Below are 22,830 nucleotides of genomic sequence, written 5' to 3'. Positions count from 1 at the left end.
ATGAAATGGCCCACCCCGCCATTCAGCGAGGTGGGCCGATCTTAACCGACGGATGATCCTGGTTACAGCCGTTCGATGACCATGGCGATGCCCTGGCCGCCGCCGATGCACATGGTGATCAGGCCATAACGCCCGCCGATCCGTTCCAGCTCATACAGCGCCTTCACGGTGATGATGGCGCCGGTGGCACCCACCGGGTGGCCCAGCGAGACGCCGGAGCCGTTGGGGTTCACCTTGTCCGCCGGGAAGCCCAGCACCTTGGACACGGCACAGGCCTGCGCCGCAAAGGCCTCGTTGCTTTCGATCACATCGATATCGGCGACGGTCAGCCCGGCACGTTCCAACGCGATGGGCACGGCATGGACGGGACCCAGCCCCATCACCTCCGGCTCCACACCGGCATGGCCCCAGCTGATGATGCGGGCCAACGGCTTGGTCCCGCGCTTGGCGGCCTCGGCGGCGGACATCAGGACCACAGCGGCGGCACCGTCATTGACGCCGGATGCGTTGCCGGCTGTGACGGAACCGTCCTTCTTGAACACGGGCTTCAGCTTGGCAAAGTCGGCCTCGGTGGCGTCGGCGCGAAAATGCTCGTCCGTATCGAACAGCTTGGTGCCACCCTTGACCTTCACCTCCACCGGCAGGATCTGCGACTTGAACCGGCCCTCGGCGGTGGCGCGGGCGGCACGGTGGTGGCTTTCCAGGGCCAACGCATCCTGGGCGGCGCGGTCAATCTCATGCCGGGCGGCCACATTTTCCGCCGTGATACCCATATGGATCTTGTGGAACGGGTCGGTCAGGACGGTGACCATGGCGTCCACCACGGCGGCATCGCCCATGCGCTGGCCCCAGCGGACCGACGGCATGACATGGGGCGACCGGCTCATGCTCTCCGCCCCGCCGGCCACGGCCACGTCGCATTCGCCGAGCTTGATCATCTGGGCGGCGGAGATGATGGCCTGCACGCCCGACCCGCACAGGCGGTTCAGGGTCAGGGCCGGGGCCTGCACCGGCACGCCTGCATTCACGGCGGCGACACGGGCCAGATAGGCATCTTGCGGGCCGCTGGGGATCACCTGGCCCATCACGACATGCTGCACATCGGCGGCGTCGATACCGGCGCGGCTCACGGCCTCCTTGATCACCAGCGTACCCAGCTCGGCGGGCGCATGATCCTTCAGGCTGCCGCCGAAACCGCCAATGGCGGTGCGGGTGCCGGCAACGATGACGACGTCGTTCAAGCTGCTCACGGGTGATCCTCCCAGATCAATTATATTGCGGCGCAACAGATAAGCCTGATGTAGTGGCCTTGCAACCGCTACAAAAGCAAGGGGCGGGGAAGCTCCGGCCTCCCCGCCCCCGATAAGCCGTTACTTGCCCGTGAAGTTCGGCGGGCGCTTTTCGGCGAAGGCGGCCATGCCTTCCTTCTGATCGGCCAGGGCGAAGGTGCTATGGAAGACGCGGCGTTCGAACAGCAGGCCCTCGGTCAGGGTGGCTTCGAAGCTGCGGTTCAAGGCTTCCTTCGCCATCATGGCGGCGGGGCGCGACAGGGAGGCGATCTTTTCCGCCGTCTTCATCACCTCGTCCATCAGGTCGGCCACGGGAACCACGCGGGCCACCAGACCCGACCGTTCCGCCTCCGCCGCGTCCATCATGCGGCCCGTCAGACACATTTCCATGGCCTTGGCCTTGCCGATGGCGCGGGTCAGGCGCTGGGTCCCGCCGGCACCGGGGATGGTGCCGATGGTGATCTCCGGCTGGCCGAACTTGGCATTGTCGGCGGCAATGATGAAATCGGCCATCATGGCCAACTCGCACCCGCCACCCAGGGCATAGCCGGCAACAGCAGCGATGGTCGGCTTGCGGCAGGTGGCCAGACGGCCCCACTTCTTGGTGATGAAATCGTTCAGATAGGCATCCATGTAGGAGAAATTCATCATCTCCTTGATGTCCGCCCCGGCGGCAAAGGCCTTTTCCGAACCGGTGACGACGATGACGTTGATGGCGGCATCATCCTCGAACGCGTTCAGGGCCTTTTCCATATCGGTCACCAGACCGTCGGACAGGGCATTCAGCGCCTTGGGCCGGTTCAGCCGGATGATGCCGACGGCGCCCTTGGTCTCCACCAGGATGTTTTCGTAGGTCTCGGTCATTTCACTCGCCTCGTTTATTCGTTCTCTCAGACGCCGGGCGCCGCCATCCGGCGACTTGAGCATCACGGTGCATGTTCGCCGGGCTGGCAGTCGCCAGCCCCCAATCTATCAAAGGGCAAGCCTTTGCCAGATTGGCATTATGCCCCACCCAGCAGGCGGCGGGCGATGATCACGCGCATGATCTCGTTGGTGCCTTCCAGGATCTGGTGGACGCGCAGGTCACGCAGGATGCGCTCCACCGGATATTCCCGGATGTAACCATATCCGCCGTGAAGTTGCAGCGCATCATTGGCGACGGCGAACCCGGCATCGGTTGCAAAGCGCTTGGCCATGGCACAGTAAAGCGTGGCGTCGAGATGGCCGGCATCCAGGGCCGCAGCACCCCGGTGGACCATCAGGCGGGCGGCCTCCAGCTCCGTTGCCATGTCGGCGAACTTGAACTGCAAGGCCTGGAACTCGTTCAGCTTTTTGCCGAACTGCTGCCGCACCTCCATATGGTCGCGGGCCGCATTCAGGCAGGCGCGGGCCCCGCCCAGGGAACAGGAGGCGATATTCAGGCGACCGCCATCCAGGCCCTTCATGGCGATCTTGAACCCGTCGCCCTCGGCACCCAGACGGTTGGCGACGGGGACACGGCAATCCTCAAAAATCACCTGCGCCGTGGGCTGGCTGTTCCAGCCCATCTTCTTTTCCTGCTTGCCAAACGACAGGCCGGGCATGCCCTTTTCCACGACCAGACAGGAAATCCCCTTCGGCCCCGGCCCGCCGGTACGCACCATCACGACATAGATGTCGGATGCCCCGCCACCGGAGATGAAGGCCTTGGACCCGTTCAGGACATAATGGTCGCCATCCCGCTCCGCCTTGGTGCGCAAGGACGCCGCGTCGGACCCGGCGCCAGGCTCGGTCAGGCAGTAGCTGGCGAATTTCGCCATGGAGAACAGGTCAGGCAGCCACCGGGACTTTTGTTCGGCATTGCCGAACGTGTCGATCATCCAGGCGGCCATATTGTGGATGGAGATATAGGCCGCCGTGGAGGGACAGGCCGCCGACAATTCCTCAAACAGGATCGACGCGTCCAGCCGGCCCAGTCCCGTGCCGCCGGATGCTTCCGAACAATAGATGCCGGCGAACCCCAGTTCGGCGGCCTTGCGCAGCGTATCGACAGGGAAGATATGGTGTTCATCCCATTCGCCGGCGAAGGGGGCCATATGTTCGGCCGCGAAGCCGCGTGCCAGATCCTGGATGGCGCGTTGATCCTCGGAAAGATCGAAATCCATCGGGGGTGTCCTGTTGCAAGAAAGCGGCCCCTTATACGTCATCCCGGCGAAAGCCGGAACCCAGGGGCCACAGGATCAAACCCAGAAGCTACCTTGATCAAGGAAGCCGATAGGTCGGGCTTGCTGGCCCTGGGTCCCGGCTTTCGCCGGGATGACGTAAGGAGGACAACGCAATGAGGATAGATTGATCAACCCATGGTCGGGATGACGAAGGACGCGCCGGAGCGGATGCCCGACGGCCAGCGCGACGTCACCGTCTTGGTCTTGGTGTAGAAGCGGACACTGTCCGGGCCATGCTGGTTCAGATCGCCAAAGCCCGAGCGCTTCCAGCCGCCGAAGGTGTAATAGGCCAGCGGCACTGGCAGCGGCACATTGATGCCGACCATGCCGACGTCAACACGGGCAGCGAAGTCACGCGCGGTATCGCCGTCACGGGTGAAGATGGCGACACCATTGCCATATTCATGGTCGGTCGGCAGCGACAAGGCCGTCTCATAATCCGGCGCGCGGACGATGGACAGGACAGGCCCGAAAATCTCTTCCTTATAGATCCGCATATTGGTGGTCACGCAATCGAACAGGACGCCGCCGACATAATAGCCACCTTCATAGCCCTGCAGGTTCACGTCGCGGCCATCGACCACCAGTTCGGCCCCTTCCTGCACGCCGATATCGACGTAGGACTTCACCTTCTCCATATGTTGGCGGGTGATGACGGGACCGAAATCGGCCTTCTCATCGGTGGAGGGACCGACGCGCAGGGTGCGGACACGCGGGGCCAGCCGTTCGACCAGGGCATCCGCCGTCTTCTCACCCACCGGCACCGCCACCGAAATCGCCATGCAGCGTTCACCAGCGGAACCATAGCCGGCACCGATCAAGGCATCGGCCACCATGTCCAGGTCGGCATCGGGCATAATCAGGGCATGGTTCTTGGCGCCGCCAAAGGCCTGCACGCGCTTACCATTGGCCGTGCCACGGGTGTAGATATATTCACCGATGGGGGTGGAGCCGACAAAGCCGATGGCCTTGATGTCGGGATGGTCGAGGATGGCATCGACAACTTCCTTGTCGCCATTGACGACATTCAGGACGCCCTTGGGCAGGCCCGCCTCATACATCAGCTCCGCCAGCATCAGCGGCACCGACGGGTCGCGTTCCGACGGTTTCAGGATGAAGGCGTTGCCGCAGGCGATGGCCGGGGCGAATTTCCACATCGGGATCATGGCGGGGAAGTTGAACGGCGTGATGCCGGCAACCACACCCAGGGGCTGACGCATCGAATACATGTCGATGCCGGGGCCAGCACCCTCTGTATACTCGCCCTTCAGCAGGTGCGGAATGCCGATGGCGAACTCCACCACTTCCAGGCCGCGTTGAATATCGCCGCGCGCGTCGGGGATGGTTTTGCCATGTTCCAGGGCCAGCTTCAGCGCGATCTTTTCGAAATCTCGGTTCAGCAGTTCCAGGAACTTCATCAGGACGCGGGCGCGCTTCTGCGGGTTGGTCGCAGCCCAGGCGGGCTGAGCGGCCTTGGCATTGGCAACCGCCTCGGCCAGTTCCACTGTGCTGGCCAGCGGCACCTCGGCAGAGATTTCACCCGTCATGGGGGTGAAGATGGGGGCGAAACGTCCAGACTTGCCCTCAACACGGGCGCCGCCGATGAAATGGTACAGCTTCTCGACCAAGTGATCCTCCCTGGGTTATTGCAAGGAAGGTGGCACGGGACCGGGCGCACCACAAGGCGCGGTTTGGCGCAAGCGAGTGTGCGTGAATACCCATAGCGTCCCCAATGCCTGTCGCCTGTCCAGTTCCGCTTTGTGGCGACAGATCCCCTTTTGGCAGGCTATATCTGCGGGACGGTACGCAACCTGTCCGCAGGGGCAAGGGCGTACATCGACCGATATTCAGGGGCAAGGAGTCTGTCGTGGCGGTTGCGTCCCAGGGTACCCATGATCTGCTTGCCGATGCCATTGCCAGCCTGACCTTGTGGAAGTCATCGCCCTTCTTCGTGCAGATCGGCGGCTGTGTGGCGGTTGTGAACGACCCGCTTTATTCCCACATCGCCGGGCGTGGTTTATCTGGCCTGATTGTCGAACCGGTTCTTGCACGTTATCAGCAGCTGTTGCAGCAAAATCAGGCGCAGCCGCGTGTCAAGGCGGTTCACGCAAGCATCTCCGGTATCGACGGTCAGCGCCCACTTTGGTTTTTCAATGCCGAGGCATTTACCAGGGGCATCCTGCCGCCCCATCTGGCCACCATCATTTCCTTCACCAAGGAAGCCCTGCTCGCAGATATCTCTGTGCTGGGGGGCGCAACAGCAGAGGACACGGCCCGCGACCTCCTGGCCTCGCTGCTTGACCAGACAATGGTGCGTGCTGTCCGGCTTGATACGCTGTTCCGTGAACAGGGCGTGCGACAGGTCGACATTCTGCGGTTCGACAGCGATGGCTACGGTTTGGACATCCTGAACGCCTTCGATTTCAAGCGGGCGCGACCAGCAATCATCCATTACCGCCATGAGAGATTGAGCCAGGCAGACCGCCGAACCGCAGCAGAACTGTTGATGGCACAGGGCTATCGCGTCGCTATTCAGGGCGAGGATACAATCGCCCTGCATGACGGTCAGGCCATTGTCAGGGCGCACACCCCCAGCCTGTTAGCCATGGCCGCGCGATTGCTGGCCGAGGGGCGCACGGCGGATGCGCTCAATATGGCCGACCACCTTGTGATGCTGAACCCGGAGCAGGCTGAACCCCTTGCCCTGCGGGCCCGCTGTCATCAGAGCTTGGGCAATCTGGTTGAGGCACTGGAAGATTTCATCCGGGTACGGGACCTCACAGGGTCGCTCACCGACCATCTTCCCTTCGTCTCTGTCCTGCTGGATCAGGTGTTGCCGCGTATTGCCACCCTGTTCAGCGAGGGTGGATTTGAGGAACTGGCCCGCTATGTCGTGCCCATAACCATCCTGCTCCCCGACCATGCTCCCTTCCTGGAGGTGGCGACCCGGACCATGGTTCTGCTGAACCGTGAGACGGAAGCAACCCGATGCGCACAATTGCTGCTGCCCCTGCGGCCCGAGAACGAACTGTGTCTGCATTTGCTGACCACCAAATCCCGAAATGAACGGGATTGGCCGACCTTCCGGCGTCTTGTCATGGCATTGGCGCGCAAGGCAAACTCCATCGTCGAACCGCAGGTCCGGCAGTTGCTGATTCTTGAACTGCTCAATCTGCTGATCTGTCCCGGTCGCCCCGGGCCGGAGGATCAGCGCCTTGTCGATGAAATGACAGGCATCACCTTGCAACTGACCGCCGGCCATGTGCCGGACGGAAATGCCGAGAAAGATGCCTGGGTCGCCCATTTCGACGCAGTGTCACGTGGCATACGATTGGCGGAGGAGTTGGGGCCGGTACCGACCGGCACAGCAGCGGCGCCGACCGCGTTGATGACGGCACGCGGACTGCCGATGGCACCCGCCGGGTTGCAGGCAAGAGCCAAGGAACTTTCCGCCCAAACCGTGCTGCTGGTCGCCGCCGATGAGGGGTATTTCCGGCGCTATGCGCGGCTGTTCGTGCTGTCGGCCCTTCGCAACCTTGATGTGCCCGCGCTGATCATTGTGCATGTGATTGGCGGTGCGGCGCGAATGCGGGAATTAGTAGACATTATCGGTATCGATGATGACCGGCTGATCCTGACAGGTGATGATTTCGATCCGTCGCAGGTCACGACAAGGTGTATCGCCGATCCGCAGACGCCGATTCCCAACCTGCCGGTCGCACATTTCCAAAGTGTGCGCTTTGAACAGGCTGACTATCTTCTCCACACGCTCAATCTGCCTGTCTTTGTTGCCGATATTGACTGTCTGCTGCTACGCGGTGTGGGGGACCTGCTGCACCGCATGCAGGGCAAGGACGTCGTTTTCAACTGCAATGACTTTGCACGAATGGTCTGCAGCCTGTTGACGGCGAACCTGCTGTTGATCGCGCCGACGGAAACGGGCCGCGCCTTTTCAGGCTTTTTGCGCCAATATCTGTCTCTTGCTCTGTCCAGGCCGACCGTATCGCGCTGGATTGATCAGATCGGCCTGCTGATGGTGCGCAACCACGTCCAAGCCGTTGTGTCAGCCGCCAGCATCGACTATTTCGCCACGGAAAGTGACATCAACAACATTGTATACCGCCAGCTGATCAGTCCGGACCGATATAGGTTCTTCGCCCTATATCAAAAGTTTTACCTGCCGTCGCTGGTCCCCCTGATAAGAGGGTGGGAACAGGACCTGTCGCTGTCACCCAGCACCTAGTGATTAGGGTTATAATGGGGCGATTTTCCAGGCCAACATATTGATATTAAAAAGTAATATAAATTTGATCCCACATGATCCTCTAGCGCGTCGGAAAACCAGTGAGGATTTCTGTAAAAAGCAACCTAACCCTTTGGGGGGTACCTACGACCTTTCCGCGCGACACTGAAGATGTATGTTTCCTATGAAGTCTGTCAGGGGAGACATCACAAGTGCAACATCATGACGGTGTTCATCTGCGCATGATGCGCACCTCACGCGGGATGAGCCTGGCGGCTCTGGCCACGTCGGCGGGGCTGTCGAAAAGCGAAATATCGAAGCTGGAAAACGGTGTACGGCCTTTCCGCCCGGATCACGTTATCCGGCTGGCCAAGATCTTTGGTGTCGGTCCGACGGAAATGCTGTCGCCCGCCAGCCCACTGCGCACCATGCTGAGCGAGAACAAGGCTGACACGGAATTGCCCCTGTATGAAGGGCGCGATCTGGCCCGCGACGGGGTAGATGCCAAGAGTGCCGGGACGATCCCCCGCGCACCGCAGATGCGCAGCATCGCCGGCGCCTACGCAGTGACGGTCCATGATCTGTCGAACGCGCCGGCTATCGGCATCGGTGCAACCTTGCTGGTCAATCCCAATGCGCCGGCCAATGTTGGCGATCTGGTCATCAACCGCCTGAATTTCAGTCCGCTTGCCTTCTACCTGCGGCAGGATGACGAGGGCGTGATCTATGGCATGACCCTTTCCCGCCGCCGGGTTGAACTGTCCATCGAGGATGTGGAAAAGCTGCACAAGGTGGCCGGAATCTGGTTCCCGCATTGAGGCACACTTAAGCGCCCCTTGACGCCCGCCATGCCCGGCCCCGACATTCGGAGTCGGACATTGCGGGAGAGGAATGAATGGTGGACGGTTCCGGTGGCATAGCCGCGAAGACCATCCAGGCATTGATGGCAAGTGAACGCGCGCGCTTCATTGCGGCCCACCCCGATGCCGCCGCACGCGCAGGTAACGGCTTACCCGGCTTCTATCAAGGCGTACCGATGCACTGGATGCGGGATTGGCCCATGCCATTCCCGATGCTGGTGACGGGCGCGCAGGGCGCCACCTTGACCGACAGTGACGGCCATGTACTGGCCGATTTCTGCCTGGGCGATACAGGGTCGATGTTCGGGCATTCGCCGGAACCGGTGCGTCAGGCCCTGATGGCGCAGGCGGGGCGCGGCCTTACCTATATGTTGCCAACCGATGATGCGCTGGCCGTTGGCGCCCTGCTGCGCGACCGGTTCGCGCTGCCGTACTGGCAGGTGGCGACAACGGCAACAGACGCCAACCGCTTTGCCCTTCGTGTTGCGCGTGCTGTGACCGGTCGCGGCAGAATCCTGGTTTTTAATGGCTGCTACCATGGGACGGTGGACGAGACATTCGTGCGGCTGATTGACGGTGCACCTGTCAACCGCCCTGGCCTGCTGGGTCAGTTCACCGACCTGACGGAAGGCGCGCGGGTCGTGGAGTTTAATGACCTGCCGGCGCTGGGGGCTGCCCTTTCCGACAGAACGGTGGCCTGCGTGATCACCGAGCCGGTGCTGACCAACTGCTGCATGGTTCTGCCCGATCCGGGGTTTCACGAGGCACTGCGACGTCTGACGCGCGAAACGGGTACCCTGCTGCTGATTGATGAGACGCATACGATCTCGACCGGTCCCGGCGGTTATACGCGCGCATATGGGTTGGAACCCGACATGTTCGTGCTGGGCAAGCCGGTGGCGGGCGGGGTGGCGGCCAGTGTCTGGGGCTTCACCGAGGATGTGGCGCGCCGGCTGGATGCTGTGCGGGCGGTGACACCGCCGGGACATTCCGGCATGGGCACAACCCTGTCGGCCAACGCCCTGGCCCTGGCCTGCATGCGCGCGACTTTGGAACAGGTGATGACCGATGCGGCCTATGCCCAGATGGAGGCGCTGGCGGGGCATCTGGCAACCGGGCTGTCAGGCGTGATCGAACGGCTGGGTCTGCCCTGGCATGTGGTACGGGTGGGCGCGCGGGTGGAGTTCATCTGCGCCCCCGGCCCCTTGCGCAATGGGACAGAGGCGGAGGCGGCGCATGCGGGACCGCTGGAACAGGCTATCCATCTGGCGCTTCTCAATCGCGGCATCCTGATCGCGCCGTTCCACAATATGATGCTGGTCTGTCCGGCCACGACGGAGGAACAGGTCGATCGCCTGATCACCGCCTTTGCGGAGGTGGCTTGCATCCTGGCACAGGGGAAAGCCGCATGACCACGCGTATCGGCGAATGGGCAGAGGCCGAAGCCTTTCTGGCGGCACATCCCGATGTGGAGGCCGTCGATATCGTCCTGACCGATGCCAACGGCATCGGGCGCGGCAAGATCATCCGCCGGCATGAGGTGGAGGCACTGTACAAGCAGGGGCGCCACCTCCCCTCCTCCATCCTGGGTCTGGATGTGACGGGGGAGGATGTGGAGGAGACGGGGCTGGTCTGGTCAGTTGGTGATGCCGATCTGCGCGCCTGGCCCATCGCTGGCACCCTGGTCCTGCTGCCCTGGACATCACTCAGGCGGGCACAGGTTCTGGTCAGCCTGTACCATCTGGATGGTCGCCCGCACGGGGCCGATCCGCGCCATGCCATGGCCACCCAGATCGACGCGATGGCGGCGGGCGGGCGTTACCCCGCCGGGGCCTTCGAACTGGAATTCTATCTTCTGGACGCCGAACCCGGCCCCGATGGCCGCCCACGCCCGGCAGCCATGGCCCTGGACGGGCGGCGGCATGGACAGGTGCAGGTCTACGGCCTGGATGATCTGGACGGGATGCAGCCATTTTTCGGCCCCGTCTATCAGGCCGCGCAGGCTCAGGGTCTGCCCCTGGAAACCCTGATTTCCGAATATGCGCCGGGGCAATATGAACTGACCCTGCATTATCGCCGCGACCTGCTGCGCGCCGCCGACGATCTGGTGATGCTGAAGCGGCTGGTCCGGGCCATGGCGCGGCGGCAGGGGATGGTGGCCTGCTTCATGGCCAAACCTTTCGCGGCGCAGGCCGGATCGGGGATGCATCTGCATGTGTCGCTGAATGACAGCCGGGGGCACAACCTGTTTTCGGAGGATGAGGGCGCGGTGTACCCCAATCCGCTGCTGCGTCATGCCATCGGCGGTCTGGCGGCGACCATGGGGGACGGGATGCTGGCCTTTGCCCCGCATGCCAATTCCTGGCGCCGGTTCGTGGCCAAGCTCTATGCCCCGGTGCAGCCCACCTGGGGTGTTAACGACAGGTCAGTTGCGTTACGTATTCCCGCCGGACCGGTCACGGCAAGACGCATCGAACATCGCCCCGCCGGGGTTGATGCCAATCCCTACTTGGTGGGTGCAACCGTCCTTGCCGGGATGCAGCACGGCATGGCGCATACCATCGATCCGGGACCGGCAGCGGAATATCAGGGCTTTACCCAGGAAACACCCTTTTCCCGGGCCATGCCCGGTGACTGGCGTTCTGCCATCGCGCAGGCCCAAGGGTCGGACTTTCTGAAGTCGGCCCTTGGGGCGGACCTGCACCGTTCCTTTATCGCGATCAAGCGGGCTGAATTATTCCGTTTGGCGGGCTGTATCCCTGACACAGACTACCAATTATACCTATATCAGGTTTGAACATCCCCTTTTGATTGATATTGCCAATATCGGCGTGGATAGTGTGACTGCACTAATCATCGCCCCGTCCCATGCGCCTGTTATCAGCCCTGACATTGCTGCTGTTGCTGACCCCGCCGTCATTGGCCGGGGTGGCGGGTATTTCCGGCCACCCCACCGCCTTTCCTCCGGGCGAGGGCGCGCTATGGTTGGGTTTGGAGATGCCGGAGGACAATGTCGCGGCGGTCAGTGTTGGCATGCGACCCGTGAGGCCACTTGCCGTGACGGTGCGCCAAGGCGATTGGAGCGCGCAGACGGATGTGACGCTGGAACTGGCCGAGGCACGTGGCCTGTTGCCTAATCTGGTGTTGGACAGCAGCGGGCATGGTGGCGACATGACGGGGCGGCTGGACAGCCTGCTTCTGGGCTGGACGCGCGCCGGGGTGGAGGTCACGGCAGGGGCGGCCCGGTCAGGTATGGGGGATGTGAGACCGGTTCTGCAGGTACTGCTGCCCGTGAAGACGCCGGTACCGTTTATGAATGATACCTGGATTCGGGCCGGGATCGGTGGTGTGGATGGACCAATGTTGGGTGCCGGTTGGTCACCAGAACCAGGACGCATGTTGAGCATCACCTGGCTGAGTGACCGGGGGCTGGTGACGGGCATCACGGAACAGATTGCAGGTGACGAACTGTCCCAGCCCTATTTCGGACGATCACGGCAACCCGATGCCGGAGCATGGACGGATATCGGACCCTTCATGTCACCGGGCGGTGCGCTGCATGCCGCCCTGGCCGATCAGCATCCGACGTCGGATAGGGTGAGCGTGGCCAGCCACCGCCTAGGCCTTCCCGGCGTATCGGCGCGGCTCTACGCCCCGGATCTGCGGAAATGGAAACGCCATCGGATCAGTGCAGCCGAGATCCGTCGGGGTACGCGATTTGAGCGTGCACTGACGCCGGAAAAGCTCGCCCATCATTGGGAAATGACGCTGGATGCGACGATAGAGGTGGAGGCGGGGCCGCGCGGATATCCCGCCGCGAGCCGTGCATCCGCAGGTGCGCAACTGCATCTGCTGCCTTGGTCGGGATTGATCCTGACGGCGGAGGGGCGGGTGGCAAATGCGGGTAACATTCCCCTGCCCCGCTGGTATCCCCCGTCAAAGGGCCGGGACGATGCGGCCCTGTATCTTTATCGCCGATTCAGCCTGGACCGGGCACAGATGGCGTTTGTGTATGCGGCGACACCCTCGCTGGACGTGTTGGCTGAAATCGGGCACCTGGACCCGATGTATGGCGGCGGCGGCGGGGAGCTACGCTATCAGCAACTGACGGCACGCTGGTCACTGGGGCTGGCCGCGCACCATGTCTGGAAACGCCCGCCCAGCGTTGAAACGCTTTATAGGGGCAGTGGCCGCACAACCGGCTTTGTGACTGCCGGCTGGGAAGGAAAGGATGGGGGCAGCCGCAGCGAACTGTCATTTGGCCGTTATCTGGCCGGTGACCTGGGGACGACGTTCACCCTGACGCGGCAATTTGGATGGGGTCTGGAACTGGGCATGGACGCCACGGCGACGACCCGCACCAGCCGCTTGGGCCTGTCTGTGACCCTGCCGCTAATCGGGCTGGGTCAGCATGTGGATACGCTGGCCCGTGTGAAGGTACGCCCCCTGGCGCGCGAATATGCAGAAAGGTTGGACCGTGCCATCACCCTGTCCGACCTGCACCACGCTGCCGGCTATGCCAGGGTGGTTGGGGATTGGGATAGGGGATTCAGGCAACGTTAGCACTGAACCGGTCACGCTGCCTTGCGCAGGATTATGCCTTCTTTATCCGGACTGGTCACAATGGGGATCATGATGATGGCGTCCAGGCCACCGTCCGGGCGGTTGGACAGACGGATGTCGCCCCCATGCCCACGCACGACGGAGCGGGCAATGGACAGGCCCAGCCCGACACCGCCTGTGCGCCGATTGCGCGACGCCTCCAGCCGCACGAACGGTTCAAACACGCGCTCCATGTCAGGTTCCGGGATACCAGGCCCATCATCCGCAACAATGATCTCCGCCCCCGCCCCATCACTGCGGATGGAGACGCGGGCCGTGCCGCCATAGGCCAGGGCATTCTCGATCAGATTGCGGATGGCACGGCGCAGCGAACTGGTCCGGCAGATCAGGGGCAGACGGTCGGCCGCGCTGAAATGCACGGGATGGCCGGTATCGGCGAAATCATCGCAGACGCTTTCCACCAGGGTGGAGAGATCAGCACGCACCGCCTCCTCCCCAAGCTCCTCCCGCGTGAAGGAGAGCGTGGCCTCCACCGTCGACCGAAGCTCATCCAGGGTTTCCAGCATCCGGGACTTGGTTTCCCCCTCCTCCAGCAACTCCACCCGCAGGCGCAGATTGGTAATGGGGGTGCGCAGGTCGTGGGAAATGGCGGCCAGGATGCGGGTACGGTCATCCACGAAACGCCGGATGCGGGCGGCCATGGCGTTGAAGGCGTTGGCCGCGCGGCGCACCTCCTCCGGCCCGCGTTCCGTCTCCAGCGCGGGTACAGCCTCCCCCCGACCCAGCCGGTCGGCGCTGTCAGCCAGATCGCGCAAGGGGCGCGACAGGCGGCGGGAGATGTAGAAAGTGGCGGCGGCCACCATCAGGATGGAGGTCAGCAGGGTCCAGGTGGAGGTAGAGGACCAGACGGTGGGCTGTACCATGCGGCGGTTGACGGCGTTCAGCCATTGCCCGTCATCCAGGCGGACAGAGAATTTCATCCCCATCTCCACCGGTTCGATGGCGGCCCAGGGATTGTGGAACCAGGAAGGTTCGGCATTCTCCGCCCGGTTCCACATCTTGAATTGCACGGCACTGGGCGGCAGGTCCAGAATATCGATCAACCGGTCACGCACGGCCATGGCCTGCGGGTCAGTCAGGCGATAATCGGGCGGAATGGAAGGGGCATCATCCACCGAGTAGCGGGTTTCCCGCGCGCGGATGGCGGCCAGTGTGTCGGACCGGTGTGCGCGCGGCAATGTATCCATGACGCGGGTGGTGGCCGCGATGCGCAGCAGCGTCTCTTCAATATGGGTGCGGCGGACGGTGGCGGCCTTGTCGTCCAGCGATGCCGTCCAACTGGCGAATTTCGCCACCAGCATGGCACCGACCAGCAGCGCCACCATATGAGTGAACAGGCTGCGCGGATGGCGCAGGAAGGACATCACCCCCTTCATGCCGCCCGGACCTCCGTCGCCAGGCAATAGCCCCCACCCCAGACCGTCTTGATCAGGGTGGGATTGCGGGGATCGGGTTCGATCTTGCGACGAAGGCGGCTGACCTGATTGTCGATGGAACGGTCGAAGACATCGGCTTCCCGCCCCTTGGTCAGATCCAGCAATTGCTCACGGGTCAGCACCATATTGGGATGGCGCACAAACGCCTCCAGCAACGAGAACTCCGCCGTCGACAGCGAAACGACGACGCCATCGGCCCCGGTCAATTCGCGGCGATTCAGGTCCAGCATCCAACCATCAAAGGAAAGTCGGCTTTCATCGGCCTTTTTTCGCGCACCGGTCACGGGCAGAGAGTGGCTGCGGCGCAGGACGGCGCGGATGCGGGCCAGAAGTTCGCGCGGCTCAAACGGCTTGGTCACATAATCATCGGCACCCATTTCCAGCCCGACGATGCGGTCCGTCGGTTCCCCGATGGCGGTCAGGAAGATGACAGGTGTGTCCATCGTCTCCCGGATATGGCGGAACAGGCTGAGCCCATCCTCCCCCGGCATCATGACATCCAGCACAATCAGATCGGCAGCACAGGCGCGCAGCCGCCGACGGGCCACCGCCGCATCCTCTGCCGCCGTCACACGCATTCCATGCTTTTCCAGGAAGCGGGTCAGGGTCTCACGGATGTCGCGATGGTCATCGACCAGGAAGATATGGGGATTGTCAGCGGCCTGCATGGATCGGTAACAGTTAAATGAAGATTACAGGAAGATGGCACGCAAGGGCATGCACGGGAAGGCGTGACCGCGTACCAAATTGTATCGGTTTGTGACGGGTTGTGGACTTGACCCGGCGGTTACGCGCGGAAAAAATGGCCACTTGGTCCCATCATGAAGAACGCCATTCCATGTCCGCCAAGGCAACACCCGCCGTCAACGCCCTGAAATCCGCCGGCATCGCCCACCGGCTGCTGGAATATGACTACGATCCGGATGCCGATGCCATCGGCATGGCCGCCGCAGCAGCCCTGGGCGTTGATCCGGCAATGCTGTTCAAGACGCTAGTATCGGATGTCGAAGGGGTGGGGTTGGTCTGTGCCGTCATCCCGTCGCCGGCCCGGCTGGATTTGAAGGCGCTGGCCAGTGCGGCGGGCGGCAAGCGGGCCTCCCTGGCCGATCCGAAGGCGGCGGAACGGGTGTCGGGCTATGTGATCGGCGGTATCAGCCCGCTGGGCATGCGCAAGCGCCTTCCCACCTTGATCGATGCCAGTGCCGGGGGCTTGGCCGAGATGATCATGAATGGTGGGCGGCGGGGGCTGCAGATCGCGGCGGCACCGGCAGATATCGTCCGGGTGCTGGAGGCAAAGCTGGCGCCCATTATTGTAAACAAATGATAACACATTGGTTTTAATATTACATTAGAGAATCTTGATGGGCTTGTAACCCAATCGCCATAGGCCCAAGAACCGCACTGACAGAGCGAATGGATAGCTATCGCGCCCGTGCCAACTGCATATACATTTCGGGGAATTAACCAGTTCCAGACATGACGGGAGGCGGGGCGACCATGGCGGCGATCATCGACACCCAACCGCCCGGTGGGGCGTTTCATGCCGGGGCCTGTGGCCTGCAAACGGATGAAGCGCTGCGCCTGCGCACGCTCGACCGGTATCATGTACTGGACAGCCAGCCGGAACCGCAGTTCAACCGTATCGTCACCCTGGCCAAACGGGCCTTACGCGTACCTATTGCCTTGATTTCCTTGGTCGATGAGGAACGGCAATGGTTCAAGGCCCGCGACGGGCTGTCGGTGGAAGAGACCCCGCGTTCCCTGGCCTTCTGCGACCATGCCATCCGCCGGCGTGACGTGATGGTGGTGGAGGATGCGCGCCTGGATGTGCGGTTTCGCGATAATCCTCTGGTCACCGGGGAACCTTGCATCCGGTTCTATGCCGGCGCCCCCCTGATAACCCGCGACGGACAGGCGCTTGGAACCGTCTGCGTCATCGACCGCGTGCCCCGCAGGTTTGACGAGGATGACCGCGAAACCCTGACCGATCTGGCCGCCATCGTCATGGATGAGCTGGAATTGCGGCTGGCCAATCGTGAACTGGCGGTGCTGGCGCAGACGGACCCCCTGACCGGTTCCCTGAACCGTCGCACCTTCTTCTCCCTGTCAGAGCGGGAGATCGGGCGGCGGCGGCGCACAGGGTGCGATATCGCGGTTCTGGTGCTGGATATCGATCATTTCAAGAAGATCAACGACACCTATGGGCATAGCGCCGGCGACCGGGTGCTGGCGCAGTTCGCCGACCAGATCGGCCAGACCATTCGGGTGCAGGATGTGTTTGCGCGCCTGGGCGGAGAGGAATTCGCACTGATCCTGCCCGATGCCGGCCTGAACCAGGCCGTCGAAACGGGTGAACGCCTGCGCCGTATCGTGGAACAGACACCCATCCACACCGATGCCGGCCCCATCAAGATTACCGTCAGCCTGGGGGCCGCCACGGTGAAGCCGGGGGAGGCCAGCGTGGAGCCGGCCCTGCAACGGGCTGACATCGCACTGTACCGCGCCAAGCATTGTGGGCGTAACAGGGTGATCGCAGCGTGATCGGTCGCTTTTGATCTTAAGAGAAAGCGGTGCTACAGCGCGCCGCGTGAAAGATCGATACCGGCATCCTGGGCGATGGCATCGCCCAAGGGCGTGTTGCGTATCGCCGCGCCAGCAGACAGTTCCTCAAGCTTGTAACCCTGCATGCCGGCTGTCATCCGTTTCTGCAGCGTATCCAGGCTTTCGCGGCGATAGGCGGCAGAGGCACGGCGGTAAGATTCGATATCCCGCGCCAGGGCATCGCCCCCTTCCCTCAACCCGGTTTCGAGGTGGGCAAGAGCCTGATCAAGGCCGCCCTCCATGTTGGCGGAAGTGGCGGGTGGCAAAGTCTCCGCCACATCCTGATTGTTCTTGAGCTTTGCAAAATAGTCGATGGCGCTGGCCGCCGTTTCCGCCGAGATGCCCCCGCTGGCCATCAGCGTATCCAGCATCTGGCGGGTATCACCCGACAGTCGGGACAACAGATCCACCCCCTGCGCCGACAAGGCCTGTGCCAAACCACCATTCTGCGCGGAAACCGGCCCGGACACCGGAGTGGAGGTGGCAACGCGCGGCCCCTGGGTGGGCGGAACGGTCCAGGTCGCGGAAACGTTCATGGTAATCCTCCAGCAGCAGGTAGTTTCCCATCATAGCAGATTGGAAACCACCCGCAATCGTCAGCCAGAAGCACCAGAAAAACCCGCGCCACGTGCAAGCATCACGCCGCCGACCAGCCCCCGCCCAGCGCCCGGTAGAGCGAGATGGCTGCCTGCATCTCCGACAGGCGGACCTGGGTCAGCTGATCCTGCGCCGAAAGGAGAGAGCGTTGGGCGTCCAGCAGGGTCAGCAGGTCGGTCGCCCCCTCGCGGTAGCGGGTTTCGGCCAGGCGGAACAGTTCACGGGCCAGACGCACCGCCTCTTCCTGCAGGACTCGCTGCTTTTCGGCGTTGCGGGCGGCGGCCAGGGCCGTTTCAACGTCGGAGAAGCCGGTCAGGATGGCCTTGCGGTAGGTTTCCACCAGTTCCACGCGCCGGGCCTGCGCCACCTCCACCTGCGCGCTGCGGCGGCCACCATCGAACAGGCTCTGGGCCAGCGACAGACCGGCATTGGCGACGGCAGTAGGAGCATTGACCAGACTGGACAGGCCACCGCCCGTCAGATTGCCGGACAGGTTCAGGGTGGCGGACGGGTAAAGGGCAGCGCGGGCCGCGACAATGTCGGCACCGGCAGCTTCCAGCTGTTTCGACGCGGCCTTCAGGTCGGGGCGGCGTTCCAGCAGATCGGCGGGGGCACCCGCCCCCGTAGCCGGCAGGCCCAGGCCACCAAGTCCCGTGGCCGACAGCGACAGGTCGGCGGGCGCGCGGCCCAGCAGCACGGCCAGAGCGTTGGATGCCGCCAGTTCCTGTTGCCGCAGGGCCGGCAGGGTGGCGCGCTGGCTGGTCAGGGCGGTGCGCTGCTGCGCCACCTCCAGCGCCGTGGCGGCACCATTGCGGAAGCGGGCATCGACGACGGCCATCACCCGTTCGGCCAAGGTCATGTTCTCCTCGGCACTGCGGATGCGGTCACGCAGGGACAGCACCTGGAAATAGGTATTGGCGACGGTGGAGGTGACGGTCAGGGCCACCGTTTCCTGATCCAGCCGGCTGATCGCCGCGCTGATGGCGGCGCTGTCGGCGGCGGCGCGGTTCGCCCCCCAGAAATCCAGCTCATAACTGGCGGAAAGGCCGGCATTGGCGCTGCTGCGGCCCGACCGTCCGCCGGCACCGGACAGGTCGGTTTCCTGTCGGCTGATCCCGGCGCTGGCATTGACGGTGGGCAGCAGGTCGGCCCCCGCCGCGCGGGCGCGGGCATCGGCCTGCAACAGGCGGGCGGCAGCGGCGGCAAGGTCGGGGTTGGCCTTGCGTGCGTCAGCCAGAAGCGACACCAGCTCCGCCGACCCGAAGCCACCCCACCAATCGGCGGCGGGCCAGGGGCTGGCGGCATTGGCACCATCGGCCTGTGTCCAGACGGCGGGCGGGGCGACGGGGCTGGCCGTGCTGCCATAATCGCCCTGCGCGCAGCCCGACAGAAGGGTGCCGGACAGCAGCAGCGACAAGAACAGGCGGGAATGTCTGACGATCATGCGTGGACGATCCGGAAAAGAGGTCAGTCGGCGGCCAAAGCCACAACGGGATCCAGCAGGGCCGCGCGCCGGGCGGGCGTGTAGCCGAAGATCAGGCCGGTGGCGAAGGCGCAGGAGAAGGCCAGAAGCATGGGCGGCAAGGTCAGCTGGATATCGACCTTGAAGATGGTCAGGAACAGCGAGACGCCGATGCCCAACACCACGCCGATCACCCCGCCCAAGGCGGAAACCAACAGCGCCTCCAGCAGGAATTGCTGCATCACATGGCGGGCGCGGGCACCGGTGGCCATGCGGATGCCGATCTCCCGCGTGCGTTCGGTGACATTGACCAGCATGATGTTCATCACCCCGATCCCACCCACCAGCAGGGAGATGGCGGCAATGGAGCCCAGCAGTATGGTCATCGTCTCCCGCATTGCCGACAAGGTGTCGATGAAGGAGGCGGTGTTGCGGATCTGGAAATCCTCCGCCTGATGGCGCGTGGTCAGCAGGCTGGTGATCATCGCCTGGGTTTCATCGATCATGGCCAGATCATCGACCAGAACCGTGATGGAACGCAGGTCGCGCCGCCCGAACAGGCGGTAGGAACCGGTGGTCAGGGGCACGAAGACCACATCATCCTGGTCCTGGCCCACGGGGCTGGCGCCCTTGGGCGACATGACGCCGATCACCTGAAACGGCACATTACGCAACAGGATATAGCGGCCAACCGGGTCCTGTCCGGGGAACAGGATATTGGCCACCGTCTGCCCGATCACGGCCACAGGCGCATATTGGTCCATCGCCGCCTGATCGAAGAAGGTGCCGCTGGACGGCTCCCATGACCGTGCCAGTTGCACATCCGGGCTGGTGGCCGTGATCTGGGTCTGATAGTCCAGATTGCCGGCACGCGCCGTCATGCCGCCCGTATATTCCGGGACCGAGGCCACGACATTGGCCACCTTGGCGATGGCGGTGGCGTCATCGGGGACCAGGGTGGCAAGCCCGTTGGCATTGCGCTGGCCCGGCGCGCCGGGCCGGATCACCAGCAGGTTGGTGCCCATGGCGCTGATCCGTTCCACCATGGCCTTCTGCGAGCCGTTGCCGACCGCCAGCATGGTGACGACCGAGGCCACGCCGATGACAATGCCCAGCAGGGTCAGGACGGTGCGGTAAAGATTGGCCGACAGCGCGCGCCGCGCCATGCGGAAGGCTTCCAGCACTTCCTTGGCCGTCCAGCCCGTATCCTCCCCCTCCTCCGGCACCTGGATGGTGCGGGCAGCGACAGGCGGCGGGGCCGGGCTTTCCAGCGCATGGTCGGTCGGGTGGTCGGCCACGATCTGGCCGTCCTTGATCTCCACCAGACGGCGGGCATTGTTGGCCACGTCGCGGTCGTGGGTGATCAGGATGACGGTATGGCCCTTGGCCGCCAGATCGGAGAGAAGCTTCATCACCTCCACACCGCTGCGGCTGTCCAAGGCGCCTGTCGGTTCGTCGGCCAGGATGACCTGACCGCCATTGACCAGGGCGCGGGCGATGGAGACACGCTGCTGCTGCCCACCCGACAGCTGGCTGGGCCTATGGTCCATGCGTTCGGACAGGCCAAGCGTATTCAGCAGTTCTTCCGCCCTCTCCCGCCGCTGGTCGCGGCCCAGGCCGGCATAGATGGCGGGCACTTCCACATTTTCCACCGCCGTGGACATGGGGATCAGGTTGTAGGACTGGAACACGAAGCCGAACGCTTCCCGCCGCAGCATGGCCAGCATGTCGCGGTCGAAGGTGGAAACGTCGCGCCCGTCGAACAGGTAATTGCCCGTCGTCGGACGGTCCAGACAGCCCAGGATATTCATCAGGGTCGATTTGCCCGACCCTGACTGTCCCATGATGGCGACGAATTCACCGGGATAGATTTTCAGCGAGATGCCTTTCAGCACCTGAACCGCCATCTCCCCGTTGGAATAGGTCTTGGTAATATCCACCAGTTCGATCAGGGGGGTGGCATCGCCCCGGCTGTGCGGCGTGCTCATAGCATCCCCGGCGGGCGCATGCGCTGCATGTTCTGCTGCTGCTGTTGCTGCTGAGCCTTCAACTGGCCGGCGGACGGCTTGCGGCCCACCACCACCTGATCGCCTTCGGCAAGGCCCGACACGACCTCTGCATTCACGCGGTCGCTGACGCCGATCATGATGCGGCGATCCTCCACCGTACCGTCGGCCTTCAGCACCTGCACCATGCGAGGCCGTTCGCGCGCACCGGCATCGCCCGGCGGCGCACCGGCGGGTGCGGCACCGTCGCGGCGGCGGCGTTCGCCATTGGCACCGGCGGGTGGCGTGCCGCCCGGGGCATTGGCCTGCGGCTGACCGCCTGCCTGCTGCGGACCACCGGCGGGACCGGGGGCACGCATGGGCGGACGCTGGAAGGCGGCGACGGGAACGCGGATCACATTCTCGGCGGCGGCGACCACGAAGAAGGTCTGCGCCGTCATCTGCGTCATCAATTCGCCGCCCGTATTCTCCACATCGTAAAGCGCGTTGTAGAGGACGACATTGTTCACCACTTCCGGCGTCGGGTTGATCTTGGCCAGGGTCCCGCGCCAGCGGCGGTCGGGGCGGCCCAGGGTGGTGAAATAGGCCTGCATGCCAAGGCGCAGGCGCGACACGTCGGCCTCCGACACCTGGGTCGTCACCGTCATCACCGACAGATCGGCGATGCGCAGGATGATGGGCGCCGACTGGTTGGCGTTCAGGGTCTGGCCCTGCTTGGCATTCTGCGACACGACCGTGCCCGACATGGGGGCATAGATCTTGGTGAAGCCCAAATTCGCCTCATCCCCGCGCAGGGTGGAATTGGTCTGGCGGATCTGGGCCTTCACCGCCTTCACCGCCGCCTCCCCCGCGCGCAGGGTCTTTTCCGCGTTCTGGAACGTGTCCTCGCTGGTGGCGTTTTCGGCCAACAGGTTCTTCTGCCGCTTATATTGCTGCTGCGCCAGGGCCAATTCGGCCTCCCGCTGCATTAACTGCGCACCCAGATTTTCCAGCTGGGCACGGTCGGCCTCCACCCGCGTCTGATAGACGGTGGGATCGATCTCGGCCAGCAGGTCGCCCTGATTGACCTGCTGGCCGATCTCCACATGGACCTTGCGCAACTGACCCGACACCTGCGTGCCGACATCCACGTAATCGCGCGGCTGCAAATTACCGACGGCGGTTACGTTATCTTCGATGTTGCCGTGGTCGATGGCGGTAGTCATCAGATCGGATGCCGCATCGCCGCCCGTCGATCCGCCGGACTGCCACCAGTAGACACCGGTGGCAACGGCCAGAATGGCCAAGCCCAGCAGGATATTGCGGCGGCGGAACAGGGAACGTCTGGAACGCGGGCCGGGCGGTTTGGCAGGGGCCTTGGTCGTGGCGGAGGCGGCAGGCTGCATCTTCACTTCTTCGGCAGACAGGTTGGATTACCCCCCTTATACGCCGCACATGCGAAGACCCTGCGGAGAAAATTGTTTAAATTTTTGTCATCTGGGAACCCGTGTCCGGCGGGTGAACATTCCC

At 63.5% G+C, this 22,830-nt stretch carries 17 protein-coding genes; 7 read left to right on the top strand and 10 right to left on the bottom strand.

Translation table 11 applies throughout. The features are described 5' to 3' along the window. Nucleotides 1–62 precede the first annotated feature (62 nt). The 4 genes from ACODSP_RS07445 to ACODSP_RS07430 form a co-directional block, all read right to left on the bottom strand. Nucleotides 63–1,241, bottom strand: a complete 1,179-nt coding sequence (locus tag ACODSP_RS07445) for an acetyl-CoA C-acyltransferase family protein (RefSeq protein WP_488965069.1) — start codon at nt 1,239–1,241, stop codon at nt 63–65. 129 nt (nt 1,242–1,370) lie between these two features. After that, nucleotides 1,371–2,153, bottom strand: coding sequence for an enoyl-CoA hydratase (locus tag ACODSP_RS07440; RefSeq protein WP_488964990.1), 783 nt, complete (start codon nt 2,151–2,153; stop codon nt 1,371–1,373). A gap of 137 nt (nt 2,154–2,290) precedes the next feature. Then, nucleotides 2,291–3,433: an isobutyryl-CoA dehydrogenase gene (locus ACODSP_RS07435; RefSeq protein ID WP_488964989.1), complete on the bottom strand. Its 1,143-nt coding sequence runs from the start codon at nt 3,431–3,433 to the stop codon at nt 2,291–2,293. A gap of 188 nt (nt 3,434–3,621) precedes the next feature. Beyond that, nucleotides 3,622–5,121: a CoA-acylating methylmalonate-semialdehyde dehydrogenase gene (locus ACODSP_RS07430; RefSeq protein WP_488964988.1), complete on the bottom strand. Its 1,500-nt coding sequence runs from the start codon at nt 5,119–5,121 to the stop codon at nt 3,622–3,624. 239 nt (nt 5,122–5,360) lie between these two features. On the opposite strand from ACODSP_RS07430, the gene ACODSP_RS07425 reads away from it, so the two are divergent. The 5 genes from ACODSP_RS07425 to ACODSP_RS07405 all read left to right on the top strand — a co-directional run bounded on the left by ACODSP_RS07425 (nt 5,361) and on the right by ACODSP_RS07405 (nt 13,159). Then, nucleotides 5,361–7,736 (top strand): FkbM family methyltransferase, encoded by a 2,376-nt coding sequence (locus tag ACODSP_RS07425; RefSeq protein ID WP_488964987.1) that lies wholly within the window; start codon nt 5,361–5,363, stop codon nt 7,734–7,736. 212 nt (nt 7,737–7,948) lie between these two features. Next, a complete protein-coding gene (locus tag ACODSP_RS07420; protein WP_082372328.1) occupies nt 7,949–8,554 on the top strand; it encodes a helix-turn-helix domain-containing protein in 606 nt (201 codons plus the stop codon). A 77-nt stretch (nt 8,555–8,631) separates the two neighbouring features. Continuing rightward, nucleotides 8,632–10,008, top strand: a complete 1,377-nt coding sequence (locus ACODSP_RS07415) for an aspartate aminotransferase family protein (RefSeq protein WP_488964986.1) — start codon at nt 8,632–8,634, stop codon at nt 10,006–10,008. Beyond that, complete coding sequence (locus ACODSP_RS07410; protein ID WP_488964985.1) at nt 10,005–11,393, top strand: glutamine synthetase family protein; 1,389 nt, start codon at nt 10,005–10,007, stop codon at nt 11,391–11,393. Before ACODSP_RS07415 ends, ACODSP_RS07410 begins: the two co-directional genes overlap by 4 nt. A 71-nt stretch (nt 11,394–11,464) precedes the next feature. Beyond that, a complete protein-coding gene (locus ACODSP_RS07405; protein ID WP_488964984.1) occupies nt 11,465–13,159 on the top strand; it encodes a YjbH domain-containing protein in 1,695 nt (564 codons plus the stop codon). An 11-nt stretch (nt 13,160–13,170) separates the two neighbouring features. Here ACODSP_RS07405 and ACODSP_RS07400 read toward each other — a convergent pair whose 3' ends face one another. Both ACODSP_RS07400 and ACODSP_RS07395 read right to left on the bottom strand, forming a co-directional pair. Then, entirely contained in the window at nt 13,171–14,595 is a 1,425-nt protein-coding gene (locus tag ACODSP_RS07400) for a sensor histidine kinase (protein ID WP_488964983.1), read from the bottom strand. Then, complete coding sequence (locus ACODSP_RS07395; RefSeq protein WP_054168205.1) at nt 14,592–15,323, bottom strand: response regulator; 732 nt, start codon at nt 15,321–15,323, stop codon at nt 14,592–14,594. The genes ACODSP_RS07400 and ACODSP_RS07395 overlap by 4 nt, the downstream gene beginning before the upstream one ends. A gap of 170 nt (nt 15,324–15,493) precedes the next feature. Here ACODSP_RS07395 and ybaK point away from each other — a divergent pair, with 170 nt between their 5' ends. Both ybaK and ACODSP_RS07385 read left to right on the top strand, forming a co-directional pair. Next, the gene (gene ybaK, locus ACODSP_RS07390) at nt 15,494–15,979 is read left to right on the top strand and encodes a Cys-tRNA(Pro) deacylase (protein ID WP_488964982.1); all 486 of its coding nucleotides are present in this window, start codon (nt 15,494–15,496) and stop codon (nt 15,977–15,979) included. A 173-nt stretch (nt 15,980–16,152) separates the two neighbouring features. Then, on the top strand, nt 16,153–17,196 hold the full coding sequence (locus ACODSP_RS07385) for a GGDEF domain-containing protein (RefSeq protein ID WP_488964981.1): 1,044 nt from the start codon (nt 16,153–16,155) through the stop codon (nt 17,194–17,196). Between the two features lie 32 nt (nt 17,197–17,228). On the opposite strand, the gene ACODSP_RS07380 is transcribed toward ACODSP_RS07385, so the two are convergent. From ACODSP_RS07380 to ACODSP_RS07365, 4 genes are all read right to left on the bottom strand, one after another. Next, nucleotides 17,229–17,792: a hypothetical protein gene (locus tag ACODSP_RS07380; RefSeq protein ID WP_488964980.1), complete on the bottom strand. Its 564-nt coding sequence runs from the start codon at nt 17,790–17,792 to the stop codon at nt 17,229–17,231. A gap of 101 nt (nt 17,793–17,893) precedes the next feature. Then, nucleotides 17,894–19,297 carry an efflux transporter outer membrane subunit gene (locus ACODSP_RS07375; protein ID WP_488964979.1) on the bottom strand — a complete coding sequence of 468 codons (1,404 nt, stop codon included), beginning with the start codon at nt 19,295–19,297 and terminating at the stop codon, nt 17,894–17,896. A 23-nt stretch (nt 19,298–19,320) separates the two neighbouring features. Next, complete coding sequence (locus ACODSP_RS07370; protein WP_488964978.1) at nt 19,321–21,303, bottom strand: MacB family efflux pump subunit; 1,983 nt, start codon at nt 21,301–21,303, stop codon at nt 19,321–19,323. Further along, complete coding sequence (locus ACODSP_RS07365; RefSeq protein WP_488964977.1) at nt 21,300–22,706, bottom strand: efflux RND transporter periplasmic adaptor subunit; 1,407 nt, start codon at nt 22,704–22,706, stop codon at nt 21,300–21,302. Before ACODSP_RS07365 ends, ACODSP_RS07370 begins: the two co-directional genes overlap by 4 nt. Between the last annotated feature and the right edge of the window lie 124 nt (nt 22,707–22,830).

The organism is Niveispirillum sp. FG156 (assembly GCF_057809555.1).
Note: the sequence above shows the minus strand (reverse complement) of the source record. Positions and strands in the feature narration are given on the sequence as shown.